Here is a 22,812-nt window from a genome sequence, read left to right as displayed (position 1 = left end):
TCGAATGCGCGCAACCATCCCCGGGCACGGACTGCAAAACGACGCCGGGGCGAGCGTTGCGCCCCGTTCGGGTCACTCCGGCTTCGCACCTCGCGCCGCGGCGGAGGCCGCGTGCGCATGCAGCCCCTCGCCCTCGGCCAATCGCACCGCAATCGGCGCCAGACGCCGGGCGCCGGCCTCGCTGGCCGAGACCAGCGAGATGCGCTTCTGGAAATCGTAGGCGCCGAGCGCCGATGAGAACCGCGCCGTGCGTCCGGTCGGCAGCACGTGGTTGGGCCCGGCGCAGTAGTCGCCGAAGGCTTCCGGCGTGCGATGACCCATGAAGATCGCCCCGGCATGACGGATACCGTCGAGCAAAGATTCCGGTTCGGCCACCGCCAGCTCCAGATGCTCCGGGGCGATGGTGTTGACCAGGCCGATCGCCTCGTCCAGATCGACGCAACGAATCAGGGCGCCATGGCCGTCCAGCGCAGCCCGGATGATCGCCGCGCGCGGCTGGTCGTGGATCAGACGCGCCACGGCCGCTTCCACCGCGGCAAGGTAATCGGCATCGGGGCTGACCAGGATGGCGCGGGCCATTTCGTCATGCTCGGCCTGGGCGAACAGGTCGAGCGCGGCCCAGTCCGGATTGCCCGTGCCATCGGCGACGATCAGCACTTCCGACGGGCCCGCTACGGATTCGATGCCGACGCGCCCGAACACCTGGCGCTTGGCCGAGGCGACGTAGGCATTGCCGGGGCCGACGATCTTATCGACTTCGGGGATGCGTGACGTACCATAGGCCAGCGCGGCCACGGCCTGGGCGCCCCCGATGGTGAAAAAGCGATCCACCCCGGCGACCGCAGCTGCGGCCAGCACCCATTCATTGACCGCACCCTCGGGGGCCGGCGACACCAGCACGATTTCGGCCACACCGGCGACTTTCGCCGGCACGCTGTTCATCAACACGCTGGAGGGGTAGGCCGCCTTGCCGCCGGGGGCGTAGACGCCGGCCCGCTCGATCGGGCGCACGATCTGGCCGAGTTCGTTGCCATCCTCGTCGTGGTAACGCACAGGCGCAATCTTCTGCGATTCGGCGAACGCCGCGATCCGATCGGCCGCGGCCTCGAGCGCACGGCGATCCTCGACCGCCAGCGCAGCGCGGGCCGCGGCCATGCGCGAACGCGGGATTTCCAGCACATCGAACGCGACATCGGGGCGTCGATCCAGGGTCCGGGTGTATTCGAGCACGGCCTCGTCGCCGCGGCGGCGCACGTCGGCGATGATCGCCGCGGCCCGCGCATCGATCTCGGTCTGGGCCGGGCTGTCGCGGTCGGTCAGGGCCGCGAAACGCGACGCAAAGTCCGCCGCAGCGGTATCCAGTCGCCGCATGCTCACGCCGCCCGCCCCGCGGCGCCCCGGTCGAACAACTCGACCAGTTCGCCGATGGCGGCGTGTTTCATTTTCTGGGCGGCCTTGTTCACGACCAGGCGCGCACTGATCTGCTCAAGCACTTCGAATGGCTCCAGGCCGTTGGCCCGCAGGGTGTTGCCGGTATCGACGAGATCGACGATGACATCCGCCAGGCCGACCAGGGGCGCCAGTTCCATCGAGCCATACAGCTTGATGATCTCGACCTGGCGGCCGATGTGTGCGAAATGGGCACGCGCCGTTTCCACGTACTTGGTCGCCACCCGCAGCGGGCGATGGCGGGCCGCCTCCATCGCGCCGGGCAGCCCCGCCGTCATCAACCGGCAAGTGGCGATGCCCAGATCCAGCGGCTCGTAGAGATCCGAGCCGCCGTGCTCGATCAGCACGTCCTTGCCGGCCACACCGACATCGGCCGCGCCGTAGGACACGAACGTGGGCACGTCCGAAGCCCGGATCACCAGCAATCGCAGGCCGGGTTTGTTGGTCTCGAACACGAGCTTGCGTGACGCGCCCGGGTCCACTTCGGGCTCGATGCCGGCGGCGGCCAGCACCGGCAGCGTATCTTCCAGGATCCGGCCCTTGGACAGGGCCAGCGTCACGATATCCGGATCGGCGCTACTCATACCGCCACACCTTTTGCTGTTACCGGGGCACGATCGGGCACCCGCTGGATGGTGCCGCCGAGCTGCGCCATCTTCTCCTCGATACATTCGTAGCCGCGATCGATGTGATAGATGCGCCGGACTTCGGTGATGCCCTCGGCGATCAGCCCGGCGATCACCAGCGAGGCCGATGCCCGCAGGTCGGTCGCCATGACCGGCGCGCCGGTGAGCTTCTCGACCCCGGTCACGCGCACGGTATGACCTTCCTGGCGAATCCTGGCGCCCATGCGCTCCAACTCGGAGACATGCATGAAGCGATTTTCGAACACGGTCTCGGTGACCATGCCGACGCCGTCGGCCACGGCGTTGAGCACGCAGAACTGGGCCTGCATATCGGTCGGAAAGCCCGGGTGTGGCGCCGTACGCACGTCGACCGGCCGGGGGCGCTTGCCGTGCATGTCCACGCTGACCCAATCCGCGCCCCGCGTCACCTCGGCGCCCGCGTGCGCCAGCTTGGCCAGCACCACGTCGATCAAGTGCGGATCGGTATGCGTGACGGTGACCCGGCCGCGGCTGGCCGCGCCCGCCACCAGAAAGGTGCCGGTCTCGATCCGGTCGGGCACTACCCGATGGGTGGCCCCGTGCAGCTTCGGCTTGCCGCGAACGGTGATGGTCGAGGTGCCGGCGCCCTCGATTTCGGCGCCCATGGCGATCAGGCAATTCGCCAGATCGACCACCTCCGGCTCGCGCGCGGCGTTTTCCAGCACTGTCACCCCGTCGGCGAGCGTCGCCGCCATCATCAGGTTCTCGGTGCCGGTGACCGTGACCGTGTCCATGGGGATGCGCGCGCCGCGGAGGCGGCTGCATTTCGCCTTGACGTAGCCGGACTCGACGCGAATCTCGGCCCCCATGGCCTCGAGACCGCTCAGATGGATATCCACCGGGCGGGCGCCGATCGCGCATCCGCCCGGCAACGAGACCTCCGCCTCGCCGCGCCTGGCCAGCAGGGGTCCGAGCACGAGAATCGAGGCCCGCATGGTCTTGACCAGATCATAAGGCGCCAGGCACGAGGTCAGAGACGAGGCATCGGCCTGCATCGCCATATGGTCGCCGACGGTCACCGACACTCCCATGTGCGCCAGCAGGACATTGGTCGTGGTCACATCCTCGAGATGCGGCACGTTCTCGATGAACAACGGCTCGTCGATCAGCAGCGCCGCCGTCATGATCGGCAGCGTGGCATTTTTCGCACCCGAGGCGCGCACGGTCCCGTTCAGAGGCGGCCCACCCTCGATACGCAACAGGTCCATGCTACGACGCGGTGCCGGCCTGTTCCGGCGTCATGGTCTTGAGCGACAGGGCGTGTATTTCGTCGCCCATGCGTTCGCCGAGCGTGGCATACACCATGCGATGCTGCTCCACGATGCCCTTGCCGGCAAAGCTCGGGCTGATCACGCGGGCGGCGAAATGGGTGCCGTCGTCACCGACGACCTGGACGTCGGCATCCGGCAGTCCGGCTTCAATGAGTTCGCGTATGGCGTCTGGGCTGTACATGGCTCTGGCCTCCTGTGAATGGCGCAAGATGCTAGAGCCTGTCGATGTTTCGTACAAGGCTCGCATCGCTGCCCCGGATATCCCGTGACGCGGCGCGCGCAGCCGATCCGGGCGGCACCGCGATCAAGCCGGGCACCGCCGGCCCGCGGCATCCGTCACGCCATCCTGACAGACAGGGGTACCGGGGAAACACCGCGGGCGCGACATCCGGCGGCGCGATACCGGCATTCAGGCTCGCTGCGGCATGCTCGCGACAGCCGCGCCTGCGCCGAAACCCCGCCGGGCGAACCGGCGACCGGGCACCGCGCCCCGGATACCCATCAGCCACGGATCTTGTAGCCGCGCGCGAGCATGGTGATGGCGATCACGGACACCAGCGTGAAGAACACCGCCGCCACGATCAGGCTGACCAGCGGGTTGGCGTCGCCGACCCCGAAGAAGCCGTGTCGAAATCCGTCGATCATGTAGAAGAACGGGTTGAAGTACGACGCCTGCTGCCAGAACGGCGGCAGATTGTGAATGGAATAGAACACGCCCGACAGAAAGCTCATCGGCAGGATGAAGAAATTCTGGAATGCCGCCAGATGATCGAACTTGTTGGCGACGATGCCGGCGATCAGCCCCATCACCGCGAGGGTGCCCCCGGACAAGATCAACATCGCCAGCATCAGCAGCGGGTCGTGGATCGGCACGTGCACGAAGAACTGGGTCACGATATAGAGCACGATCGCGACCAGCACCGCGCGCACCAGCGACGCCGCGATATAGGCCAGATAGATCTCGAAGGCCGACAGCGGCGTCATCAGCAGAAACACCAGATTGCCCATGATCTTGGACTGGGTGATCGACGACGAGGTATTGGCGAACGAGTTCTGGATGATGCTCATCATCATCAGCCCCGGCACCAGGAATTCCACCGCGCGCACGCCCTCGATGGTCTGGCCGGCCAGCACCTGGCCGAACACCGCCATGTACAACAGCGCGGTGATCACCGGCGCGCCCACGGTCTGGAGAATGACGCTGTAGAAGCGCCGCACTTCCTTGATGAAGAGTGTGTAGCAGCCGCGCCAGTTCATGCCGACACCTCGTCTTCGGAATCCATGGTCAGCTCGACGAAAATATTCTCCAGCGACGGCTCGCGGGTATGCACATCGGTGATGCGATAGCCCGCACCGCGAATGCCTTCGATCACGTCGCCGATGAAGTCCTCGCCCTGCTTCAATCTGAGGTCGAGCGTATCGCCGCGCCGCTCCTCGATCAGGCGTTCCACCCCGGCCGGCAGCGTGCCGCCCTCGCCGGTCAGTTCCAGCGACAGGAAGCGATAGGGGTGGCGATCCAGCAACGCCTGTTTTTCCTCCAGCACCTGCAGCTCGCCGCGGTTGAGGATGGCGATGCGATCGCAAAGCTCCTCGGCCTCTTCCAGGTAATGCGTGGTCAGCACAATGGTGTGGCCGGCCTGATTGAGCTCGCGGGTGAACTTCCAGAGCGTACGCCGCAGTTCGACGTCCACGCCGGCGGTGGGCTCATCGAGGATCACCACTTCCGGCTTGTGCACCAGCGCCTGCGCGATCAGCACGCGGCGCTTCATGCCGCCGGACAACTGGCGGATGGAATCCGCGCCCTTGTCCTCGAGCTCGAGCCGTTCGAGCAGTTCGTCGATCCAGGGCCAGACTTCCTTGCCGCAGCCCTGATAGCCGGCCTGCAGGCGCAGCATCTCGCGGACCGAGAAAAACGGGTCGTAGACCAGCTCCTGCGGTACGACGCCCAGCGCGCGGCGGGCAGCGCGGTAGTCGGCCACGACATCGTGGCCCAGAACCGCCACCGAACCGGAGGTCGCCTGGGCCAGCCCGGCGGTAATGGAGATCAATGTGGATTTACCGGCGCCGTTCGGGCCCAATAGGCCGAAATATTCGCCGCGCCGGATATCGAAGGACACGCCCTTGAGCGCATGCGTGGTCGCATAACGCTTCTGGACATCCCGAAAGGATATCGCCGTATCGGTCATGGCATGGGATTTGAGTCGGGGCAAGACGATGGATTATACGCCCCGCGTGTCGGGGCCCCAAGCCGCACGGTCCGGTCTCCCGGGTTGGCCTTTGTACATCTTGGCTGAGATAGAATGCCGCCATGGAAGCCGACACCCTCATCGCCGCCGGACGGCGTACCGTCAATATCGAGGCCGCTGCCGCTGCGGCGCTGGAGTCCCGCATCGACGGCGAATTCGCCCGGGCGGCCGAGCTGATAATGCGCTGCAGCGGCCGCGTGATCGTCACCGGCATGGGCAAGTCCGGGCACATCGCGGGCAAACTGGCGGCCACCCTGGCCTCGACCGGCACGCCGGCGTTCTTCGTGCACCCGGGCGAGGCCAGCCACGGCGATCTCGGCATGATCACCCCCCAGGACGTGGTCATCGCCCTGTCCTACTCCGGCGAAACCGGCGAGATCCTCACGATCCTGCCGCTGCTCGGCCGACTCGGCGTGCCCATGATCGCCATGACCGGCAAGCCGGAATCGACGCTCGCCACCCGGGCCCACGTGCATCTGGACATTTCGGTCGAGATCGAGGCCTGCCCGCTGGAACTGGCGCCCACCGCTTCGACCACCGCCACGCTGGTCATGGGCGACGCGCTGGCCATCGCCCTGCTCGAGGCGCGCAACTTCACCGCCGAGGATTTTGCACGCAGCCATCCCGGCGGCTCGCTCGGCCGGCGGCTGCTGCTCACCGTGGCCGACGTCATGCACACCGGCGACGCGCTGCCGCTGGTCGACGAAAACGCGATGATGCGGGAGGCACTGCTGGAGATGACCGCCAAGGGGCTGGGCATGACCGGCGTGATCGATGCCGACGGCCGATTGACCGGCCTGTTCACCGACGGCGATCTGCGCCGGGCGCTGGACCGCGACCTGGACATCAAACGCGCGGTAATCGTCGACTACATGACGCGGGCGCCGAAGACGGTCGATCCGGCCATGCTCGCCGCGGAAGCCGTGCGACTGCTGGAAACCCATCGCATCGGCGGCGGCGCGCTCATGGTGGTGGACGCCGACACGCGCCCGATCGGCGCCCTCAACATGCAGGACCTGCTGCGGGCGGGCGTGATATGACGTTTCTCGACCGCCCGGACGACGCGCGCACGCCCGCGCTGCGCGCCGCGGCCATCCGTCTGGCCGTATTCGACGTCGATGGCGTGATGACCGATGGCCGGCTCTATCTCGGCCCGGATGGCGCCGAGACCAAGACCATGCATATACGCGACGGTCTCGGCCTCAAGCGCCTGGCCGGCGCCGGCGTGGAGATCGCCGTCATCAGTGGCCGGCCCTCGCCGCCGGTGGCCGCGCGGCTGGCCAGTCTCGGCGTGGCCGAAGTGCACATGGCCTGCGACGACAAGGCCGCGAAACTGGCCGCACTGCGCCAGGCCCGCGCGCTCCACGCCGACCAGATCGCGGTCATGGGCGACGACCTGCCGGACCTCGAGATCATGCGCGCGGCCGGGCTGGCACTGACGGTCGCCGACGCGGTCCCCGAGATCCGCAGGGTCGCACACTGGGTCAGCGCCGCACCGGGCGGCCACGGCGCCGTGCGCGAAGCCTGCGAGCTGATCATCGCGGCGCGCGAAGCACCCTGACGTGCTGCGGATCGGCGTGCTGCTGGCGCTTGTCTGCGTGGCCCTGTTCGGGGTCGGCAGCTGGCTGGGCACACTCAGGCACTCGTCGTCCCGGCCCGGCCCCGTCCACACGCCCGATAACAGCGACTACTACATGCAAGGCGCGACGGTGTATCAGCTGTCGCCGCAGGGTACGCTGGCTTATCGCATGACGGTTGCGCAAACACTGCACTTTGCCGACGACTCGGCTCGCCTGACCGATATTCACGTACACTACGTCAAAGACACGAAAACCTATTGGAACCTGCATGCCGACAAGGGACGCGTCCCGGCCGGCCAGCATGATATCTATCTCTACGACGGCGTGATCATCCATCACCCGCGCGAAAGCGGGAACGTGGTGAAAGTGACCACGACGCACGCCTGGGTGCGGCCCCGGATCAACCGGGTTGAGTCGGATGCGCACGTCACTGCCATCGAGCCGGGGCAGAAGGTCACCGGGGACGGCATGCGGATCAATCTGGATACGAACAAGCTGAATCTGCTCAATAATGTGCATGTCACCTACACGCCCTGATCGCCGCGGCACGCGTTCGATGCTGATCGCGCTGGCGATGCTGGCCACGATGCTGGCCTCCGGCCTGGCGCAGGCGGCCGGCTCGGACAAATCGCAGCCATTGCCCATCAACATCCGGTCCGACAACGCCGATTTCGCCCAGAAGTCGGGCGTGAGCACTTATACCGGCAACGTGCACCTCACCCGCGGCGGGCTGACGCTGACCGGCAACAAGCTCGTGGTCACACGGCTCAAGGACCGCAGCCGGATCAAGGCCGTGCTCACCGGCAATCCGGCGCATATCGACAAACAGCCCGATTCGAGCGATAACGAAGTCGTGACCGGACATGCCAACCAGATCGAATACAGCAACGCCAGCTCGGTGATCACCCTCCGGGGCGACGCCGTGGTCAACCGCAACGGCGACCGGATCCGCGGCCCGGTTATCACGCACAACATCGATACCGGCGCAACGCACGCCGAGCGCAGCCAGGGCAGTGACCAGCGCGTACACATTACGCTCCAGCCCGCCAAGAACGACGGTTCCTGATGGCTGCCCCCGCCTCCCCGACCGTTGTCGCCGACAACGCGGAACTCACCGCGACCGGCCTGCGCAAGCGCTACAAGGGCCGCGATGTGGTGCGCGACGTCAATCTGCGCGTCGCCCGCGGTGAAGTGATCGGCCTGCTCGGCCCCAACGGCGCCGGCAAGACCACCTCGTTCTACATGATCGTCGGCCTGGTATCGCCCGATGCCGGCACGATCGAGCTCGCAGGTCGGCGTCTCGTCGGCCTGCCCATGCACCGCCGCTCGCAGATGGGCATTGGCTACCTGCCGCAGGAAGCCTCGGTCTTTCGCAAGTTGCGCGTAGCCGACAACATTCGCGCGATCCTGCAGGTGCGAAAGGATCTCGACCGGGCCGGCATCGAGCGCGAGCTGGTCGACCTGATGGACGAACTGTCGATCGGCCACATCGCCGATTCCAAGGGGCTGAATCTTTCCGGCGGCGAACGCCGGCGCGTCGAGATCGCGCGCGCGCTGGCGGCCAGGCCCACGTTCATGCTGCTGGACGAGCCATTCGCCGGCATCGACCCGATTTCCATCGGCGACATCCGCGGCATCATCCGCCACCTGCAGAACCGCGGTATTGGTGTACTGATCACCGACCACAATGTGCGCGAGACCCTGTCGATCTGCGACCGGGCTTATATCCTGGCCGACGGCACCGTGATCGCCGAAGGCCAGGGCGAGCATATCCTGGCCGATCAGAAGGTCCGCGACGTGTACCTGGGTGAGGATTTCCGGCTATGAAGCAGGGACTCAGCCTCAATTTGGGCCAGACGCTGACGATGACGCCTGCATTGCAGCAGGCGATCCGGATGCTGCAGCTGTCCACGCTCGATCTCAAGACCGAGATCCAGGATGCGCTGGAGTCCAACGTCATGCTCGAGGCCGACGACGGCCACGACGAGATCGATACCAACGCGGCCATCGAAGCCCAAAAGAGCGAACGCGAGCAGGCATCGGGCAAGGACGGCGAGATTCCCGAAAACCTGCCGGTCGATGCCGACTGGAACGACATTTACGCCGGTTCCGCGGCGCCGGCCGCGCCCGCCCCCACGGCCGACGACGAGGACTACTGGGACTACCGCCAGGCCAACCTGTCGAGCACGCCCGACCTGCATGCACACCTGACCTGGCAGGCCGACATGCACTCGTTCACGCCCGAACAGCGCGCGATCGCGGCCGTGATCATCGATGCGATCGACAGCAACGGCCTGTTGCTGGATTGGGACGACATCGGCCCGCGCATCGTCGACGAATTCGAGATCGCGCCCGCGCAGGCCGAGGCCGTGCTGCGCCAGATCCAGGATTTCGATCCGCCCGGTGTGGCCGGCCGCAACCTGGCCGAATGCCTCGCCATCCAGCTGCGCGGTCTGCCGGCCGATGTGCCCGGGCGCGAGATCGCGCTGACACTGGTGGACCGCGAGTCGCTGGAACAACTGGCCGACCCGAATCGCGATGCCCTGGCGCGGCGGCTGTCGGTGACGCGCACCGAGCTCGAGACCGCCGTCGAACTGATCCAGACCCTGCAACCGCACCCCGGCGAGGCATTCAGCCAGCACGAATCCGACTATGTGATTCCCGAGGTGTTCGTCACGCGCAATGCGAACGGCTGGCATGTCGCGCTCAACGCCGATATCGCGCCCCGGCTGCGTATCAACAGCCAGTACCTGGCGCTGATCAAGCGCGCGGACAAGTCGGCCGATCAGACCACGCTGAAATCGCATCTGCAGGAAGCGCGGTTCTTTCTCAACAGCCTCAAATCGCGCAACGACACCCTGCTCGAAGTCGCGCACTGCATAGTTGAAGCCCAGCGCGCTTTTCTGGAATATGGGGAAGAGGCAATGAAACCGCTGGTGTTGCGCGACGTGGCCGAACAACTCGATATTCACGAATCGACCGTATCCCGGGCGACGGCCAACAAGTACATGCAGACGCCGCGCGGGATCTTTGAACTCAAGTATTTCTTCTCCAGTCACGTATCCACCACCGACGGCGGCTCGGCTTCGGCCACGGCGATCCAGGCGATGATCAAACGCATGGTCGCCGGCGAAGCGCCGAACAAGCCCCTGTCCGACAGCAAGCTCGCCGAGGCGCTGCTCGACAACGGCATACAGGTTGCGCGCCGTACGGTGGCCAAATACCGCGAAGCGCTTTCGATTCCGCCCTCGCACGAGCGGCGCCGTAAGGTCAGCTGAACCGGGTACCTGTTAATCCTTGTTCGTCCACACACGCTGCCAAGGAGTACGCGATGAACCTGAACATCTCCGGCCACCACGTCGACATGACGAACGCACTGCATCAGTACGTGGCCTCAAAGATGGAACGCATCGAGCGTCATTTCGATCATGTGCTCGACGCTGAAGTGGTTCTCGAAGTCGAAAAACTGCGGCACAAGGCCGAAGTGACCGTGCAACTGCGCGGTGCGACCCTGCATGCCGAGGCCACCAAGGACGACATGTACGCCGCCATCGACTGCATGGTGGACAAGCTCGATCGCCAGACACTCCGGCACAAGGAAAAGGCCTGCGATCATCACAATAACCAGGCGCGGCACATCGACATGAGCACCGACTAGCCCGCGGGCTCATTCGCCATGAATATTGCCGATATCGTCGCCCCGGATCGGGTGCAGCTGGCCGCGGATGTGCAATCCAAAAAGCGCGCCCTCGAACAGCTCGCCGACATCCTGGCCGAGGGCACGCCGTACCTGACGGCGGCCGATGTATTCAACGGTCTGATCGGGCGCGAAAAACTCGGCAGTACCGGCGTGGGGGATGGCGTGGCCATCCCCCACGCCCGCCTCAAGGGCATCGACGAGTGCATCGGGGCCTTCATCCGACTGCCCCAGGGCGTCGACTTCGAAACCGCCGATGAACAGCCGGTCGACCTCATTTTCGGGCTGCTGGTGCCGGAGGACGCGACCGACGAACACCTCAAGCTGCTGCGCCAGCTCGCCGAGATCTTTTCCGAGACCGACACCCTGTCGGACCTGCGCGACGCCGGCGACGATCGCCGCCTGTACCAGACCCTGCTCGATCACGACACGATCACGATCTAGTTTTTATTCAAGCGCCACCGCGACCACGCACCGCCCGCCTATGGACAATCTTCGCGTCGAGGCCGGCGAGGACGCCGACCGCCGGGTCGCCATCGAAACACTCTACGAACGCCTCGCCGATTCGCTCGAACTGCACTGGGCGGAGCCGCACATCGGCGCGGCCGGCACCCTCGGTGCCACCCGGCACGACGGCTGGCGCGTACCCACGGTCGGCTATCTCAACTTCATCCATCCGCCGCAGGTGCAGATCGTCGGGCAGCCGGAGATCGCCTATCTGGGTCGACTGTCCGACGCGCTCGCCGCGCATCTGCGCGCCCAACTGACCCAGGGCGCGACGCGCCTGGTGGTGGTCGCCGACGGCCAGCACCTGCCGGATTATCTGCGCACGGCGCTGCGCGCAGCCGACATCGCGGTGTTCACCACCCGGGCCAGCGGCCACCGGGTGGCGTATCGGCTGCGGCATTTCCTCGGCGAGACGCTGGCCCGCCAGATCACCCTGCACGGCGTCTTTCTCGAGGTGCTGTCGATCGGCCTGCTGGTGGTCGGCGATCCCGGCGTCGGCAAATCGGAACTCGCGCTCGAGCTGATCAACCGCGGCCATCGCCTGGTCGCCGACGACGCGCCCGAATTCGTCCTGCTCGGACCGGACGATCTCAACGGCGGCTGCCCGCCGCTGCTGCAGGATTTTCTCGAAGTGCGCGGGCTCGGCATCCTCAACATCCGCGCGATGTTCGGCGAGGCGGCGATCAAGCGGCGCAAGCAGCTCGGTCTGATCATCCGCCTGGTGCGCGGCGACACCGGCGATACGGCCCCGCCCGACCGCCTCACTGGCGCCCGCGCGACCCGCGAGATCCTGGACACATCGATTCCGGAGATCACACTGCCGGTGGCCGTCGGGCATAATCTATCGGTATTGGTCGAAGCCGCCGCGCGCGATCACCTGCTGCGCATGCAGGGCCAGTACAGCGACGAACAATTCGCCGCGCGCCAGGCACAGGTGATCGGGGCGGACCCCACAGGAGTGAGTTCATGCGACTGATCGTGGTCAGCGGACTGGCCGGCGCCGGTAAATCGGTGGCGCTGAACATGCTCGAGGATCTGGGCTACTACTGCATCGATAACCTGCCGCTGGGGCTGTTGCACGAGGTCTCGGCCGCCACCCTGCGCCGTCAGGGGCTGGACTTCGATCGACTGGCGGTGGGGGTCGATGCACGCGCGCGCAAGAATGAAATCGCCGAGTTCGGCGAGCGCGTGGATGATCTGCGCAGCGCCGATCTCGATATCGAGATCATCTATCTCTATGCCGACGAAGACACTATCCTGCGGCGCTATTCCGAGACGCGCCGCCGGCATCCGTTGTCCAGCGAGCAGCGTTCCCTGATCGACGCCGTCGCGCTGGATGTGGAACTGACCCAACCGATCGCGGCCAAGGCCGATATCTCGATCGATACCAGCCGGCTCAACATCCATCAGTTGCGCGACATCATCCGCAATCGGGTGGAAAGCGCCGCCTCGGGCGAATTATCGATCCTGGTGCAGTCGTTCGGCTTCAAATACGGGCTGCCGCCGGCGGTGGACTTCGTGTTCGACGTGCGCTGCCTGCCCAACCCGCACTGGGTGCCCGAACTGCGCGCGCTCACCGGCCAGGACGCGGCGGTCGCCGCACATCTGGCCGCCCAGCCGGCCACACACGAAATGCGCGACGACATCCTGCGGTTTTTCGCCCGCTGGCTGCCCGACTTCGCGCGCGAGGATCGCACCTACATCACCGTGGCGATCGGCTGTACCGGCGGCAAGCACCGCTCGGTCTATCTGGCCGAGCAGATCGGCGAACACTTGCGGCGTGAGTACGCCAACGTGCTGGTTCGCCACAACGAACTGCACTGATGAGCGCGGCAACGACAACGCGCGTCGGGGTATTGCTGATCGGCCACGGGGCACTGCCCGCGGCGCTCCAGGCGGCGGCCACGCACATCGTCGGCACGCCGTCTCTGGCCACGCACGCCATCGGCATCGCGGCGGACGAAAACACCGACGCCGCCCGCGCGCGCATCGCCCGTGCCGTCGCGACACTGGACAGCGGCGCCGGCGTGCTGCTACTCATCGACGCACTGGGGGCGACGCCCTACCAGCTGGCACACGCCGCCACCGAGAACCGCGACCGTATCGCGACGGTGACCGGCCTGAACCTGCCCATGCTGGTTCGCGTCTACAATTATCCGGAAATGGAGCTGGCCGAACTGGCCGACTCGGCCGCGACCGCCGGCCGACGCGGCGCCACACGCGCGCCGTAGCCTGTATCGACCACCACAACAAGAGCCGTGCCATGCCAACTCGCGACCTGCCGATCGTCAACAAGCTGGGCCTGCACGCACGCGCGGCCAGCCGATTCGTCACGGTCGCCTCGCAGTTCGATGCCCGCATTACGGTGACCAAGGACGGCCGCGAAGTCTCGGGCAAGTCCATCATGGGCGTAATGATGCTGGCCGCGGCCCGCGGCAGCACGATCCACGTCCAGGCCGAGGGCGACGACGCTTCGGAGGCGCTCGACGCACTCGACGCACTGGTTGCCGATCGCTTCGGCGAGAGCCAGTGACCGCGCCTGCCACCAACCCGGCCGGAGCCCGCCGCCGATGAGCCTGTGGCTGTCGGCCATCGGCGCCTCGCGCGGTGTCGCGATCGGGCCCGTGCATCGCATGCACGGCACCGATCTGGACATCCCCGAATATCACATCGCCGCCGAAGCGGTCGACGACGAGAGCGCGCGCTTTCACGCCGCCGCCCGTGAAGCGCGCGAGCAGCTGGCCGCCGTGCGCGAGCAGATCCCGGCCAATGCCCCCTCGGAGATCGGCGCGTTCATCGAAACCCATCTGCTGATGATGGACGATGCCGCGCTGATCGATACCGTCACCACCCGCATTCGCGACGACCGCGTGAACGCCGAATGGGCGCTCAAGCTCCAGGCCGAGGAACTGATCGACGTGTTCGAGCAGATGGACGACAGCTATCTGCGCACACGCCGCGACGATATCGCGCACGTCACCGCGCGCCTGCAGCGGGTGCTGCTGAAACAGGAACACCCGATCGGCGGCGGCAGCGCCGACGACACCGGCGAACCGCCGGTGATCGTGGCCGATGAACTCACCCCGGCCGACATCATCCTGTTGCACCAGCAGGGCGTGGCGGCGTTCGTCACCGAACACGGCGGGCCACTGTCGCACAGCGCGATCCTTGCCCGCAGCCTGCGCATCCCGGCGTTGATGGGCGCGGTTGGTGCGCGCCGTATTCTCGGTGACGACGAAACCGTGGTCGTCGATGGCGAAGCCGGCCACCTGCTCGCCGGGCCGGACGAAGCGGCGCTCGATTTCTATCGCCATCGCCAGCAGCGCGACGCCCGCTATCAACGCATGCTGACCGTGCTGCGCGACGAGGCCGCGGTCTCCGCCGACGGCGTGCGCGCCACCATGCTCGCCAACGTGGAACTGCCGGGCGACGCGATCGAGGCCTGCAAGGTCGGCGCCGAGGGCGTCGGCCTGTATCGCACCGAGTTTCTATTCATGAACCGCGAGGACTCGCCCAGCGAGGACGAACAGTTCGAGGTCTATCGTCAGGTCGTGGCCTCCATTGACGGCCCGGTCACCATCCGCACGCTGGATGCCGGCGCCGACAAGAGCCTCGGACGACCGGACAAGGTCTCGCCCAATCCGGCGCTGGGACTGCGCGCGATCCGCCTGTGCCTGAAGGAGACCGCCCTGTTCCGCACCCAGCTGCGGGCCCTGCTGCGGGCCTCGGCCGAGGGCGAGATGCGCATCATGCTGCCGATGATCTCCACCGTCGGCGAGATGCGCCAGGCGCGCCATCTGATCGACGAGGCCGCCGCCGAACTCGCCGCGGAAGGCATCGCCTACGACCGCGAGCTGCCGGTGGGCGCCATGATCGAGGTGCCCGCCGCCGCCCTGGCCGCCCCGACGCTGGCGCGCTATTGCGATTTCTTCTCGCTCGGCACCAACGACCTGATCCAGTACACACTGGCCATCGATCGCATCGACGACGAGATCAACTATCTCTACGATCCGCTGCATCCGGCCGTGCTCCATCTCATCCGCATGACCATCGATGCCGGGCGCGCGGCCGGCATCAGCGTGTCCATGTGCGGCGAGATGGCCTCCGACAAGCGCTATACGCCGTTGCTGCTCGGACTCGGCCTGACCGAGTTCTCCATGCATCCGGCCAGCGTGCTGGAGGTCAAGCGCGCGGTGATGGGCGCCGACGTGGCGCGCCTGCGCCGGCGCACGGCTGAAATCCTGTCGCTGACCGACGCCAACACCTATCGCGAGGCCCTGGACGGCCTGACCCGTGAACACAGCGCCTGAGCGCGCGGTCACAGGGCGCCCCGGCCGCCGGTCCGGTCACGCCCGCACAGGCAACGCGATCCACGGCGCGAAACCCTGATGTGCCCGACGGTGTTCAGCCCGCTGTTGCTGTATCGTAGCCTACCGCGCGGCCATCCGAAACGCCGCGCGCGCGGTCGACCGGCCGCCCGGGGGCCGGCGTGGCGCAGCATGGGCGAACCGGCCCGTAAGCGGGCCGGGTTGCGATCGCGCGCCGCGCAGGCCAGCCTCGAAACACGGCACGCCGCCGTCATTCCCGCCCCTCTGCCAAGGCCCGTTACATGAGCGAGCCCGCCGTCCGGACCGATATCCTCGAACAACGCCTGGCGTCGCTCAACGCCGCCCTTGAGTCGGGGCGAATGCGCCGGCTCAAACCGATGCTGGCCTCGTTGTCTCCGGCCGAAATCGCGCTGCTGCTGGAAGCCGTGCCACGCGCCAAGCGCGAGGTGGTGTGGGCACTGGTACCCGACGAGGACCACGGCGAGACGCTGCTGCACGTCAACGACGAGGTCCGCGCCGAGCTGATCGACAGCCTCGACAGCGCCACCCTGCTGGCCGCTACCGAAGGCCTGCCGATCGACGATCTGGCCGACCTGATCGAGGATCTGCCCGAACAGGTCACGCGCGAAATGCTGCGCTCGATGGACGCGCAGAATCGCGAGCGGCTCAAGGTGGTCATGGCCTATGCGCCGAATTCCGCCGGCGGCCTGATGAACAACGACACGGTCACGGTGCGCCCGGATGTCTCGCTCGATGTGGTCTCGCGCTATCTCAAGCAGCGCAGCTGGCTGCCGGACGATACCGAGTCGTTGTTCGTGGTCTCGCGCTATGGTCGCTATCTCGGCATGCTGTCGCTGGCCAAGCTGGTCACGCTCGACCCCGAGCGCGATGTCTCCGAGGTGATGAACACCGACATCGACGCGCTGCCCGTCGACATGGCGGCCGCCCAGGTCGCCAAACGGTTCCAGGATCTCGACCTGATCTCGGCGCCGGTGGTCGACGCCGAGGGCGGCCTGCTCGGGCGCATCACCATCGACGACGTGGTCGACGTGATCCGCGACGAAGCCGAGCACAGCATCATGAGCCTGGCCGGCCTGGACGAGGAAGAAGACGTGTTCGCGCCGATCATGCGCAGCGCGCGCCGGCGTGCGGTGTGGCTCGGCACCAACCTGGCGACCGCGTTTCTGGCCTCTGAGGTGGTGGGCCTGTTCTCGGACGCCCTGTCCCAGATCGTCGCCCTGGCCGTCCTCATGCCGATCGTGGCCAGCATGGGCGGCATCGGCGGCTCGCAGACACTGACCCTGATGATTCGCGGGCTGTCGCTGGGCCAGATCGGTTTTTCCAACGCGCGGGCCCTGCTGCTCAAGGAGTTGGCCGTAGCGCTGATCAACGGCCTGCTCTGGGGCATCGTGGTCGGCGGGGTCGCCCTGGTGTGGTTCGATAACCTGGGCCTGGCGATCATCATGGCAGTAGCGCTGGTCATCAATCATCTCAACGCCGCCGTCACCGGCGTGGCGATCCCGCTGGCCCTGAAGAAGCTGGGCATCGACCCCGCCCTGGCCGGCTCGGTGGTGCTGACCACGTTCACCGACGTGATCGGCTTCGCCTCGTTCCTCGGTCTCGGCACGCTGTTCCTGCTGCACTGACCGCCGCCCCGGTGCCGGCGGGCCGCCGGCATTGACGCCATCTACTGCCCGGCAATCGTCATCCGGTCGATCACCACGGAGGGCGTGCGTACCGCGCTCTGGTATTCGACATCATTGCCGAGCGCGGCGATGCCGTTGTACATATCGGCCAGATTGCCGGCGACGGTGGCGTTCTCCACCGGATAGGCCAACGCCCCGTTTTCCACCCACCAGCCGGCGGCACCGCGGGAATAATCGCCGTTGACCAGGTTCACGCCCTGTCCCATCAACTCGGTGACGACCAGGCCCCGGCCCATGCCCGCCACCAACGCATCGAAATCGGCGTCGCCCGGCGCGACATCGATGTTGAATATGCCGCCGGCGTTGCCCGTGCTCGCCAGCCCCAGCCGGCGCGCCGAGTAAGCCGACAACAGATACGAGCGCAGTACACCTTCGGCCACCAGATCGCGTTCGACAGTGGCCACACCGTCATCGTCGAAGCCGGTGCTGGCGAGTCCATGCCGGCGGTGCGGGACCTGGCGCAACGTCAATCCGGGCACGGCGATACGCTGGTCGAGCCTGTCCTTGAGGAAACTGGCATTGCGATACAGCGTACCGCCGCTGATCGCGCCGAACAGATGGCCCCACAGACTGCGCGCGACGCGCGGCGTGAACAGCACCGGCGCCGTCAGGGTCGGCACCGCGCGCGAACCGAGGCGGGCCAGCGCGCGATCGGCAGCCAGCCGGCCGATCTCGGCCGGGGCGAACAGCTGCTCGGCCCGGCGCGCCTGCGAGAACGCGATCTCGCGCTGCATGCGGCCGGCCGCATCGCGGGCGATCGCCGTACAGGACGCCGCATGCCGGCTGGCGCGTTCGATGCCGATGAAGCCATGACTGTTGCCATAGGCGCTGATCGCATCCTGGGTGGCCACGGTCGCGCCTTCGGTCTGGACGATGCGCCGGTCGGTGGCGAGCGCGGCCGCCTCCACGGCCAGCGCCTGGTCCTGGGCGGCCGCCGGGGTCAGCGCCCAGGGGTTGTACAGGCCCAGATCCGGCCAGTCGCGCGCCATCAGAGCGGCATCGGCCAGGCCCGCATACGCATCCGGCTCGGTGAAACGCGCGATGGTCAGCGCCTGATCGAGGGCGGCGGCCAGGCCTGCCGGCGTCAGGTCGGTGGTCGAGGCGCTGCCGCTGGCGCGGCCGCGATAGACCGTCACCGCCGCCGTACGATCGCCTTCATATTCCAGCGATTCGCGATGCCGATCGCGCACCGACACCGACAGGCTGCGCGAAGCCGACAGACTCGCCTCGGCGGCATCCGCGCCGGCCGCGGCCGCGCGGTCGAGCATGGAAGTCAGCGATTCGCGGAGCGCGTCCGCGCCGGGCAGTTCACGGGAGTCGGCAGGTACGGCAAGGGTATCGGTCATGCAGCAGGATCCGGGCAGGCAAACCGCCAAAATAGCGGGCGCACGGCCCCCCGCGCAATAAGCGCGCGGTGCGGCGAGCGGTTATGCTGACGGCATGCCCAGAGGCGATTCCCACAACGAGACCTCGGCCCGCCGCCGGCTGCTCGGCGTGCTGCTGCGTCCGCGCTCGATCAACGGCCTGGTGCTGGCCAGCTTCGCCGTCGTGGCCACGCCGCTGATGGTCGCGATCGTGGCCAGCGTGGTCTATGTCAATCAGCTCAATGCCCAGAGCGAGCGGCTGGTGATGCAGGGGGTCGCCGTCACGCGCGACAGCAAACGCCTCAACAGCCTGCTGATCAGCATGGAACGCAGCGCCCGCCAGTATCGCGTACTCGGCCAGGCCGACCTGGTCGCTCGCTTCCGCTCGCAGGCCCGGGCATTCGAGGGCGAACTCAAGTCCCTGGCCCGCCTGCATCTGGATACGGTGCCGAGCTGGAACCTGTCAGCGCTGCGCGAGCAGGTGGCCGGCCTGGCCCGGCGACTCGGCACCGGCGACAAGCAGACCGACCAGGTCATCAGCACGCTGAACACGATCCGCGATTCGACCAATGCCATCGCCGACCAGGGCGCCCGGTTCGTCGACCAGGAGCTCGATCATCTGCAGCGCACGGCGCGCCATGCGCGCCTGTTCCTGCTCGTCTGCGTGTTTGCCCTGATTCCCGCGGCCATGGCGCTCGGGTTATTTTTGACCTTTGTCATCGCGCGGCCGCTGCGCCAGATTCTGGATGCCGTCGGTCATCTGGGCACGGGCGATTTCTCGCGCCCGGTGTCGATCGTCGCGCCGGCTGCCGAGCTCGATCGCCTGGGTGAACGCCTGGACTGGATGCGCCAGCGCCTGGCCACGCTCGACGAGGAGAAACAACAGTTCATCCGGCACATGTCGCACGAACTCAAGACACCGCTGGCCAGCATCCGCGAAGGCACGGAACTGCTCGCCGACGGCTCGGTCGGCGTTTTGAGCGAGGCGCAGCGCGAGGTGGCGACGATTCTGCAGAGCAACAGCCAGGATCTGGCGGCTCTGATCGACAATCTGCTCAACTCGGCAACCTGGCAACAACAGCGAGCGCGCCTGGAGTACACCGAATTCGATCTGACGGCGCTGATCGAACGCATGGTCGAACGCCAGAAGCTGGCCATCGAGGCACGCGATCTGCGCGTCGAGCGACCGCGGTCACCGATCGTACTCAGCGCCGACCGGGATCGATTGCACCTGATCGTGGATAATCTGCTGGCGAATGCAGTCAAATTTTCGCCGATGGGCGGCACTATCCGTATCGAGGTCGAACACGGCCCGACAGAGGGGACGGATTTATATGTATCGGATGACGGGCCCGGCGTGGCGACAGCCGAACGAGAACGTATCTTCGAAGCCTTCGTCCGCGGCAGCAGCACGCCCGGCGGCAAGTCCGCGGTCAAGGGGACCGGCATCGGCCTGTCGGTGGTGCGCGACTGCGCCGAAGCCCATGGCGGCTGCGCGCAGGTCGTGGAGCGCGGGCCTCGCGACAGCGTTTTCCATGTGCATATCCCGCCCTGGAACGGGCGCGCCTGAGCAGCGCCCGCCACCACGGGGGCTGGCGGTCGCGCTCGCTCTGGCTGCGGCCCTGGCCGTATCGGGCTGCGCGCACGACAAGGGCAACCCGCTGGCAACCGCGCAGACACCGCCTGAAATGTCCGCCCCCGCGTTGACCCTGCTCGGCTATGCCCGCCGGCTGGCGGACACAACGCCGGCCGGGCGCGAAGCCGCCGTACGCGCAGCCCGGCGCCAGGTTCGGACCAGCCCGAGCGCGATCAGCTATGCCTATCTGGCGCTGGCGCTCGGATCACCGCACCAGCGGTTGTATACGCCAGACGAGGCCGCGCGCTACGCCAGGCTGGCGCTCAACACCAAGCCGGCGCCCTGGGATCCGGATGCGCGCCAGTACCTGAGCGACTATGCCCGCCTCTACGGTGAGCTGACCCAGGCCAACGGCGATGAGCCCAGTGACGCGGCGCAGAAGATCGCGGATCTCAAGGCGCGCCTGGCGAAAGCCCAGAACAAACTCAAGGCGCTGTCGAACATCGAAGACCGCCTGGATACCGTCGAGAAACACCCGTGACCGAACACCGAAAGGGCCGGCTGCTGCTGGTCGACGACGACCCGAGCCTGCGCCGCCTGATGACGATTCGCCTCGAAGGCGTCGGACACACCGTGGCCAGCGTCGAAAGCGCCGACCGCGCACTCGACATCCTGGGCGACTTCGCCGCCGAGTGCGTGATCACCGATCTGCGCATGGACGGCATGGACGGGCTCGACCTGCTGCAACGGCTGTCGGCCAATCACCCCAATATTCCGGTCATCGTCATCACGGCCCACGGCACGATCCCCGAAGCCGTGTCGGCGACCCAGGCCGGCGCGCTCGATTTCCTGTCCAAACCGGTGGACAAGGAAACGCTGCTGGCCCGCGTCGACCAGGCCCTGGCCCAGGGCGGCTTGCCCAGCCGCGATTGGGAATCGATCTGGCAGGCGCGCATCGTGACCCGCTCGCCGCTCATGCGGGAACGGCTGGCCGAGGGCCGAATGGTGGCCGAGACCGACTCCAGCGTGCTGATCACCGGCGAATCCGGCACCGGCAAGGAAGTCATGGCGCGTGTCATGCATGAAGCCAGCCCGCGTGCCCAGCGCGCGTTCGTGGCGCTGAACTGCGGCGCCATGCCCGAGCAGTTGCTGGAGTCGGAACTGTTCGGCCACGAAAAAGGCGCATTCACCGATGCCAAGAGCGCCCAGCCGGGGCTGTTCCGCTCGGCCGAGGGCGGCACCCTCTTTCTGGACGAAATCGGCGATATGCCGATCGCTCTTCAGGTCAAGCTCCTGCGCGTCCTCCAGGAACGCGAGATCCGGCCGGTCGGCGGCCGGCACAGCATCCCGGTGGACGTGCGTGTGATCTCGGCCACCCACCGCAATCTGGATACGGCCATCAACGAGGGCACGTTCCGCGAGGATCTCTACTATCGTCTGGCGGTGGTCAGCCTGGCCCTGCCCTCACTCGCCGAGCGACCCGAAGACATCGCGCCGCTGGTGCGGCATTTCCTGGATCGCCTCGCGCGCCGGTCGGGGCGACGGGCCAAGGTCTATGCCCCGGAAGCCATGGAACGGCTCACGGCGTACAGCTGGCCGGGCAATATTCGGCAACTGTCCAACGTCGTCGAACACAATGTCGCGCTCACGCGCGGCCCGGTGATCGGCCGTGCCGCCGTGGACAAGGCGCTGGCCCAGCACGGCGGCCCGGACGCGTCGGCCTCGAGCATCCGGCCCCTGGCACAGGCGCGGGACGAGTTCGTGCACGACTACCTCGTCCAGCTATTGCGCATCACCGAAGGCAACGTCGCCCGAAGCGCCCGGCTCGCCCAGCGCAACCGCACCGAATTCTACAAGCTGCTGGCGCGTCACGATGTCGATCCGGGGCAGTTCAAGTCCTGAATCCGGCTGTTGCCTGTAGACGACAACCATTGGCGCCGTTCCCGTGCTTGATGTCGCTCTATGGCGACATATTTTTATATTAATATTCAATAACTTAATTAATTCCTGAGTGATCCGTCGTTGATCAGCGACGGTTTTCCGCGCCACCGGGTCCGATCCGCTGGCCGGACGCGCCTCAAGGGCCCGATTTAATTTATAATTTATTGATATTAATATATTTTTATTTTTTGGCACGGCGGTTGCTAAACCCTGATCAAATTCGGACGACAGACCGCACTTGCAGCAGCGATAGCCAATCGGCCGAAAGGCTTCGAGACCGCCGCCCCACGCTTCCAGCGCCCGGGGTGGCACGGACTGGCGATGAGCGTCGCCGTCATGTCGAGGATTCGGCTATTCGGGCGGATGACTGCCGCAAGCGGCCATCGGATCGCAACAAAGGAGTTTGAACAGTCGGAACAACCCACGGATCGTCGGCCACCGCCCAGTCGAGCCGGCGCCTGGTGGTTTGTTCAACAGAGTTC

Annotated in this window: 24 protein-coding genes; 17 read left to right on the top strand and 7 right to left on the bottom strand. The window is 66.7% G+C overall.

Features of this window, described 5'->3' with window-relative positions:
• Window positions 1–72 precede the first annotated feature (72 nt).
• The 6 genes from hisD to ACS8Y6_RS03230 all read right to left on the bottom strand — a co-directional run bounded on the left by hisD (window position 73) and on the right by ACS8Y6_RS03230 (window position 5,571).
• Window positions 73–1,371, bottom strand: a complete 1,299-nt coding sequence (hisD, locus tag ACS8Y6_RS03255; protein ID WP_440855044.1) for a histidinol dehydrogenase — start codon at window positions 1,369–1,371, stop codon at window positions 73–75.
• Window positions 1,372–1,373: 2 nt separating this feature from the next.
• Window positions 1,374–2,033, bottom strand: coding sequence for an ATP phosphoribosyltransferase (gene hisG / locus ACS8Y6_RS03250; RefSeq protein ID WP_440850245.1), 660 nt, complete (start codon window positions 2,031–2,033; stop codon window positions 1,374–1,376).
• Window positions 2,030–3,322 (bottom strand): UDP-N-acetylglucosamine 1-carboxyvinyltransferase, encoded by a 1,293-nt coding sequence (gene murA / locus ACS8Y6_RS03245; protein ID WP_440850244.1) that lies wholly within the window; start codon window positions 3,320–3,322, stop codon window positions 2,030–2,032. Before murA ends, hisG begins: the two co-directional genes overlap by 4 nt.
• Window position 3,323: 1 nt before the next feature.
• Window positions 3,324–3,566, bottom strand: a complete 243-nt coding sequence (locus ACS8Y6_RS03240; protein WP_440850243.1) for a BolA family protein — start codon at window positions 3,564–3,566, stop codon at window positions 3,324–3,326.
• Window positions 3,567–3,886: 320 nt separating this feature from the next.
• Entirely contained in the window at window positions 3,887–4,642 is a 756-nt protein-coding gene (locus tag ACS8Y6_RS03235; RefSeq protein WP_440850242.1) for an ABC transporter permease, read from the bottom strand.
• Window positions 4,639–5,571, bottom strand: coding sequence for an ABC transporter ATP-binding protein (locus ACS8Y6_RS03230; protein ID WP_440850241.1), 933 nt, complete (start codon window positions 5,569–5,571; stop codon window positions 4,639–4,641). Before ACS8Y6_RS03230 ends, ACS8Y6_RS03235 begins: the two co-directional genes overlap by 4 nt.
• Before the next feature lie 122 nt (window positions 5,572–5,693).
• Between ACS8Y6_RS03230 and ACS8Y6_RS03225 the strand changes: the two genes are divergently transcribed.
• The 14 genes from ACS8Y6_RS03225 (at window position 5,694) to mgtE (ending at window position 17,389) form a co-directional block, all read left to right on the top strand.
• Window positions 5,694–6,671: a KpsF/GutQ family sugar-phosphate isomerase gene (locus tag ACS8Y6_RS03225; protein WP_440850240.1), complete on the top strand. Its 978-nt coding sequence runs from the start codon at window positions 5,694–5,696 to the stop codon at window positions 6,669–6,671.
• The gene (locus ACS8Y6_RS03220; RefSeq protein WP_440850239.1) at window positions 6,668–7,192 is read left to right on the top strand and encodes a KdsC family phosphatase; all 525 of its coding nucleotides are present in this window, start codon (window positions 6,668–6,670) and stop codon (window positions 7,190–7,192) included. The genes ACS8Y6_RS03225 and ACS8Y6_RS03220 overlap by 4 nt, the downstream gene beginning before the upstream one ends.
• Before the next feature lies 1 nt (window position 7,193).
• The gene (lptC, locus tag ACS8Y6_RS03215; RefSeq protein WP_440850238.1) at window positions 7,194–7,748 is read left to right on the top strand and encodes an LPS export ABC transporter periplasmic protein LptC; all 555 of its coding nucleotides are present in this window, start codon (window positions 7,194–7,196) and stop codon (window positions 7,746–7,748) included.
• On the top strand, window positions 7,729–8,277 hold the full coding sequence (lptA, locus tag ACS8Y6_RS03210; RefSeq protein WP_440850237.1) for a lipopolysaccharide transport periplasmic protein LptA: 549 nt from the start codon (window positions 7,729–7,731) through the stop codon (window positions 8,275–8,277). The genes lptC and lptA overlap by 20 nt, the downstream gene beginning before the upstream one ends.
• A complete protein-coding gene (gene lptB / locus ACS8Y6_RS03205) occupies window positions 8,277–9,038 on the top strand; it encodes an LPS export ABC transporter ATP-binding protein (RefSeq protein ID WP_440850236.1) in 762 nt (253 codons plus the stop codon). The genes lptA and lptB overlap by 1 nt, the downstream gene beginning before the upstream one ends.
• A complete protein-coding gene (locus ACS8Y6_RS03200; protein ID WP_440850235.1) occupies window positions 9,035–10,489 on the top strand; it encodes an RNA polymerase factor sigma-54 in 1,455 nt (484 codons plus the stop codon). Before lptB ends, ACS8Y6_RS03200 begins: the two co-directional genes overlap by 4 nt.
• A 53-nt stretch (window positions 10,490–10,542) precedes the next feature.
• Window positions 10,543–10,869: a ribosome hibernation-promoting factor, HPF/YfiA family gene (hpf, locus tag ACS8Y6_RS03195; protein ID WP_440850234.1), complete on the top strand. Its 327-nt coding sequence runs from the start codon at window positions 10,543–10,545 to the stop codon at window positions 10,867–10,869.
• 18 nt (window positions 10,870–10,887) lie between these two features.
• Window positions 10,888–11,352, top strand: coding sequence for a PTS sugar transporter subunit IIA (locus ACS8Y6_RS03190; protein WP_440850233.1), 465 nt, complete (start codon window positions 10,888–10,890; stop codon window positions 11,350–11,352).
• Between the two features lie 40 nt (window positions 11,353–11,392).
• Window positions 11,393–12,391: an HPr(Ser) kinase/phosphatase gene (gene hprK, locus ACS8Y6_RS03185; protein ID WP_440854961.1), complete on the top strand. Its 999-nt coding sequence runs from the start codon at window positions 11,393–11,395 to the stop codon at window positions 12,389–12,391.
• Window positions 12,382–13,239 (top strand): RNase adapter RapZ, encoded by an 858-nt coding sequence (rapZ, locus tag ACS8Y6_RS03180; RefSeq protein WP_440850231.1) that lies wholly within the window; start codon window positions 12,382–12,384, stop codon window positions 13,237–13,239. The genes hprK and rapZ overlap by 10 nt, the downstream gene beginning before the upstream one ends.
• Complete coding sequence (locus ACS8Y6_RS03175; protein WP_440850230.1) at window positions 13,239–13,646, top strand: PTS sugar transporter subunit IIA; 408 nt, start codon at window positions 13,239–13,241, stop codon at window positions 13,644–13,646. Before rapZ ends, ACS8Y6_RS03175 begins: the two co-directional genes overlap by 1 nt.
• A 32-nt stretch (window positions 13,647–13,678) precedes the next feature.
• Window positions 13,679–13,948: an HPr family phosphocarrier protein gene (locus ACS8Y6_RS03170; RefSeq protein ID WP_440854960.1), complete on the top strand. Its 270-nt coding sequence runs from the start codon at window positions 13,679–13,681 to the stop codon at window positions 13,946–13,948.
• Between the two features lie 37 nt (window positions 13,949–13,985).
• Window positions 13,986–15,725 carry a phosphoenolpyruvate--protein phosphotransferase gene (gene ptsP, locus ACS8Y6_RS03165; protein ID WP_440850228.1) on the top strand — a complete coding sequence of 580 codons (1,740 nt, stop codon included), beginning with the start codon at window positions 13,986–13,988 and terminating at the stop codon, window positions 15,723–15,725.
• Window positions 15,726–16,024: 299 nt separating this feature from the next.
• On the top strand, window positions 16,025–17,389 hold the full coding sequence (gene mgtE, locus ACS8Y6_RS03160; RefSeq protein WP_440850227.1) for a magnesium transporter: 1,365 nt from the start codon (window positions 16,025–16,027) through the stop codon (window positions 17,387–17,389).
• A 41-nt stretch (window positions 17,390–17,430) separates the two neighbouring features.
• On the opposite strand, the gene pmbA is transcribed toward mgtE, so the two are convergent.
• Window positions 17,431–18,795, bottom strand: a complete 1,365-nt coding sequence (gene pmbA / locus ACS8Y6_RS03155; protein ID WP_440850226.1) for a metalloprotease PmbA — start codon at window positions 18,793–18,795, stop codon at window positions 17,431–17,433.
• Window positions 18,796–18,889: 94 nt separating this feature from the next.
• On the opposite strand from pmbA, the gene ACS8Y6_RS03150 reads away from it, so the two are divergent.
• The 3 genes from ACS8Y6_RS03150 to ACS8Y6_RS03140 are packed head-to-tail and all read left to right on the top strand — an operon-like array spanning window position 18,890 to window position 22,291.
• Window positions 18,890–20,383: an ATP-binding protein gene (locus tag ACS8Y6_RS03150; protein ID WP_440850225.1), complete on the top strand. Its 1,494-nt coding sequence runs from the start codon at window positions 18,890–18,892 to the stop codon at window positions 20,381–20,383.
• On the top strand, window positions 20,349–20,930 hold the full coding sequence (locus tag ACS8Y6_RS03145) for a hypothetical protein (RefSeq protein WP_440850224.1): 582 nt from the start codon (window positions 20,349–20,351) through the stop codon (window positions 20,928–20,930). Before ACS8Y6_RS03150 ends, ACS8Y6_RS03145 begins: the two co-directional genes overlap by 35 nt.
• Window positions 20,927–22,291, top strand: a complete 1,365-nt coding sequence (locus ACS8Y6_RS03140; protein WP_440850223.1) for a sigma 54-interacting transcriptional regulator — start codon at window positions 20,927–20,929, stop codon at window positions 22,289–22,291. The genes ACS8Y6_RS03145 and ACS8Y6_RS03140 overlap by 4 nt, the downstream gene beginning before the upstream one ends.
• Window positions 22,292–22,812: the final 521 nt, after the last annotated feature.

It is taken from the genome of Salinisphaera sp. RV14, assembly GCF_052044135.1.
Lineage (GTDB): Bacteria > Pseudomonadota > Gammaproteobacteria > Nevskiales > Salinisphaeraceae > Salinisphaera.
The sequence above is the reverse complement of the archived record's forward strand: the minus strand, read 5'-3'. Positions and strand labels throughout refer to the sequence as shown.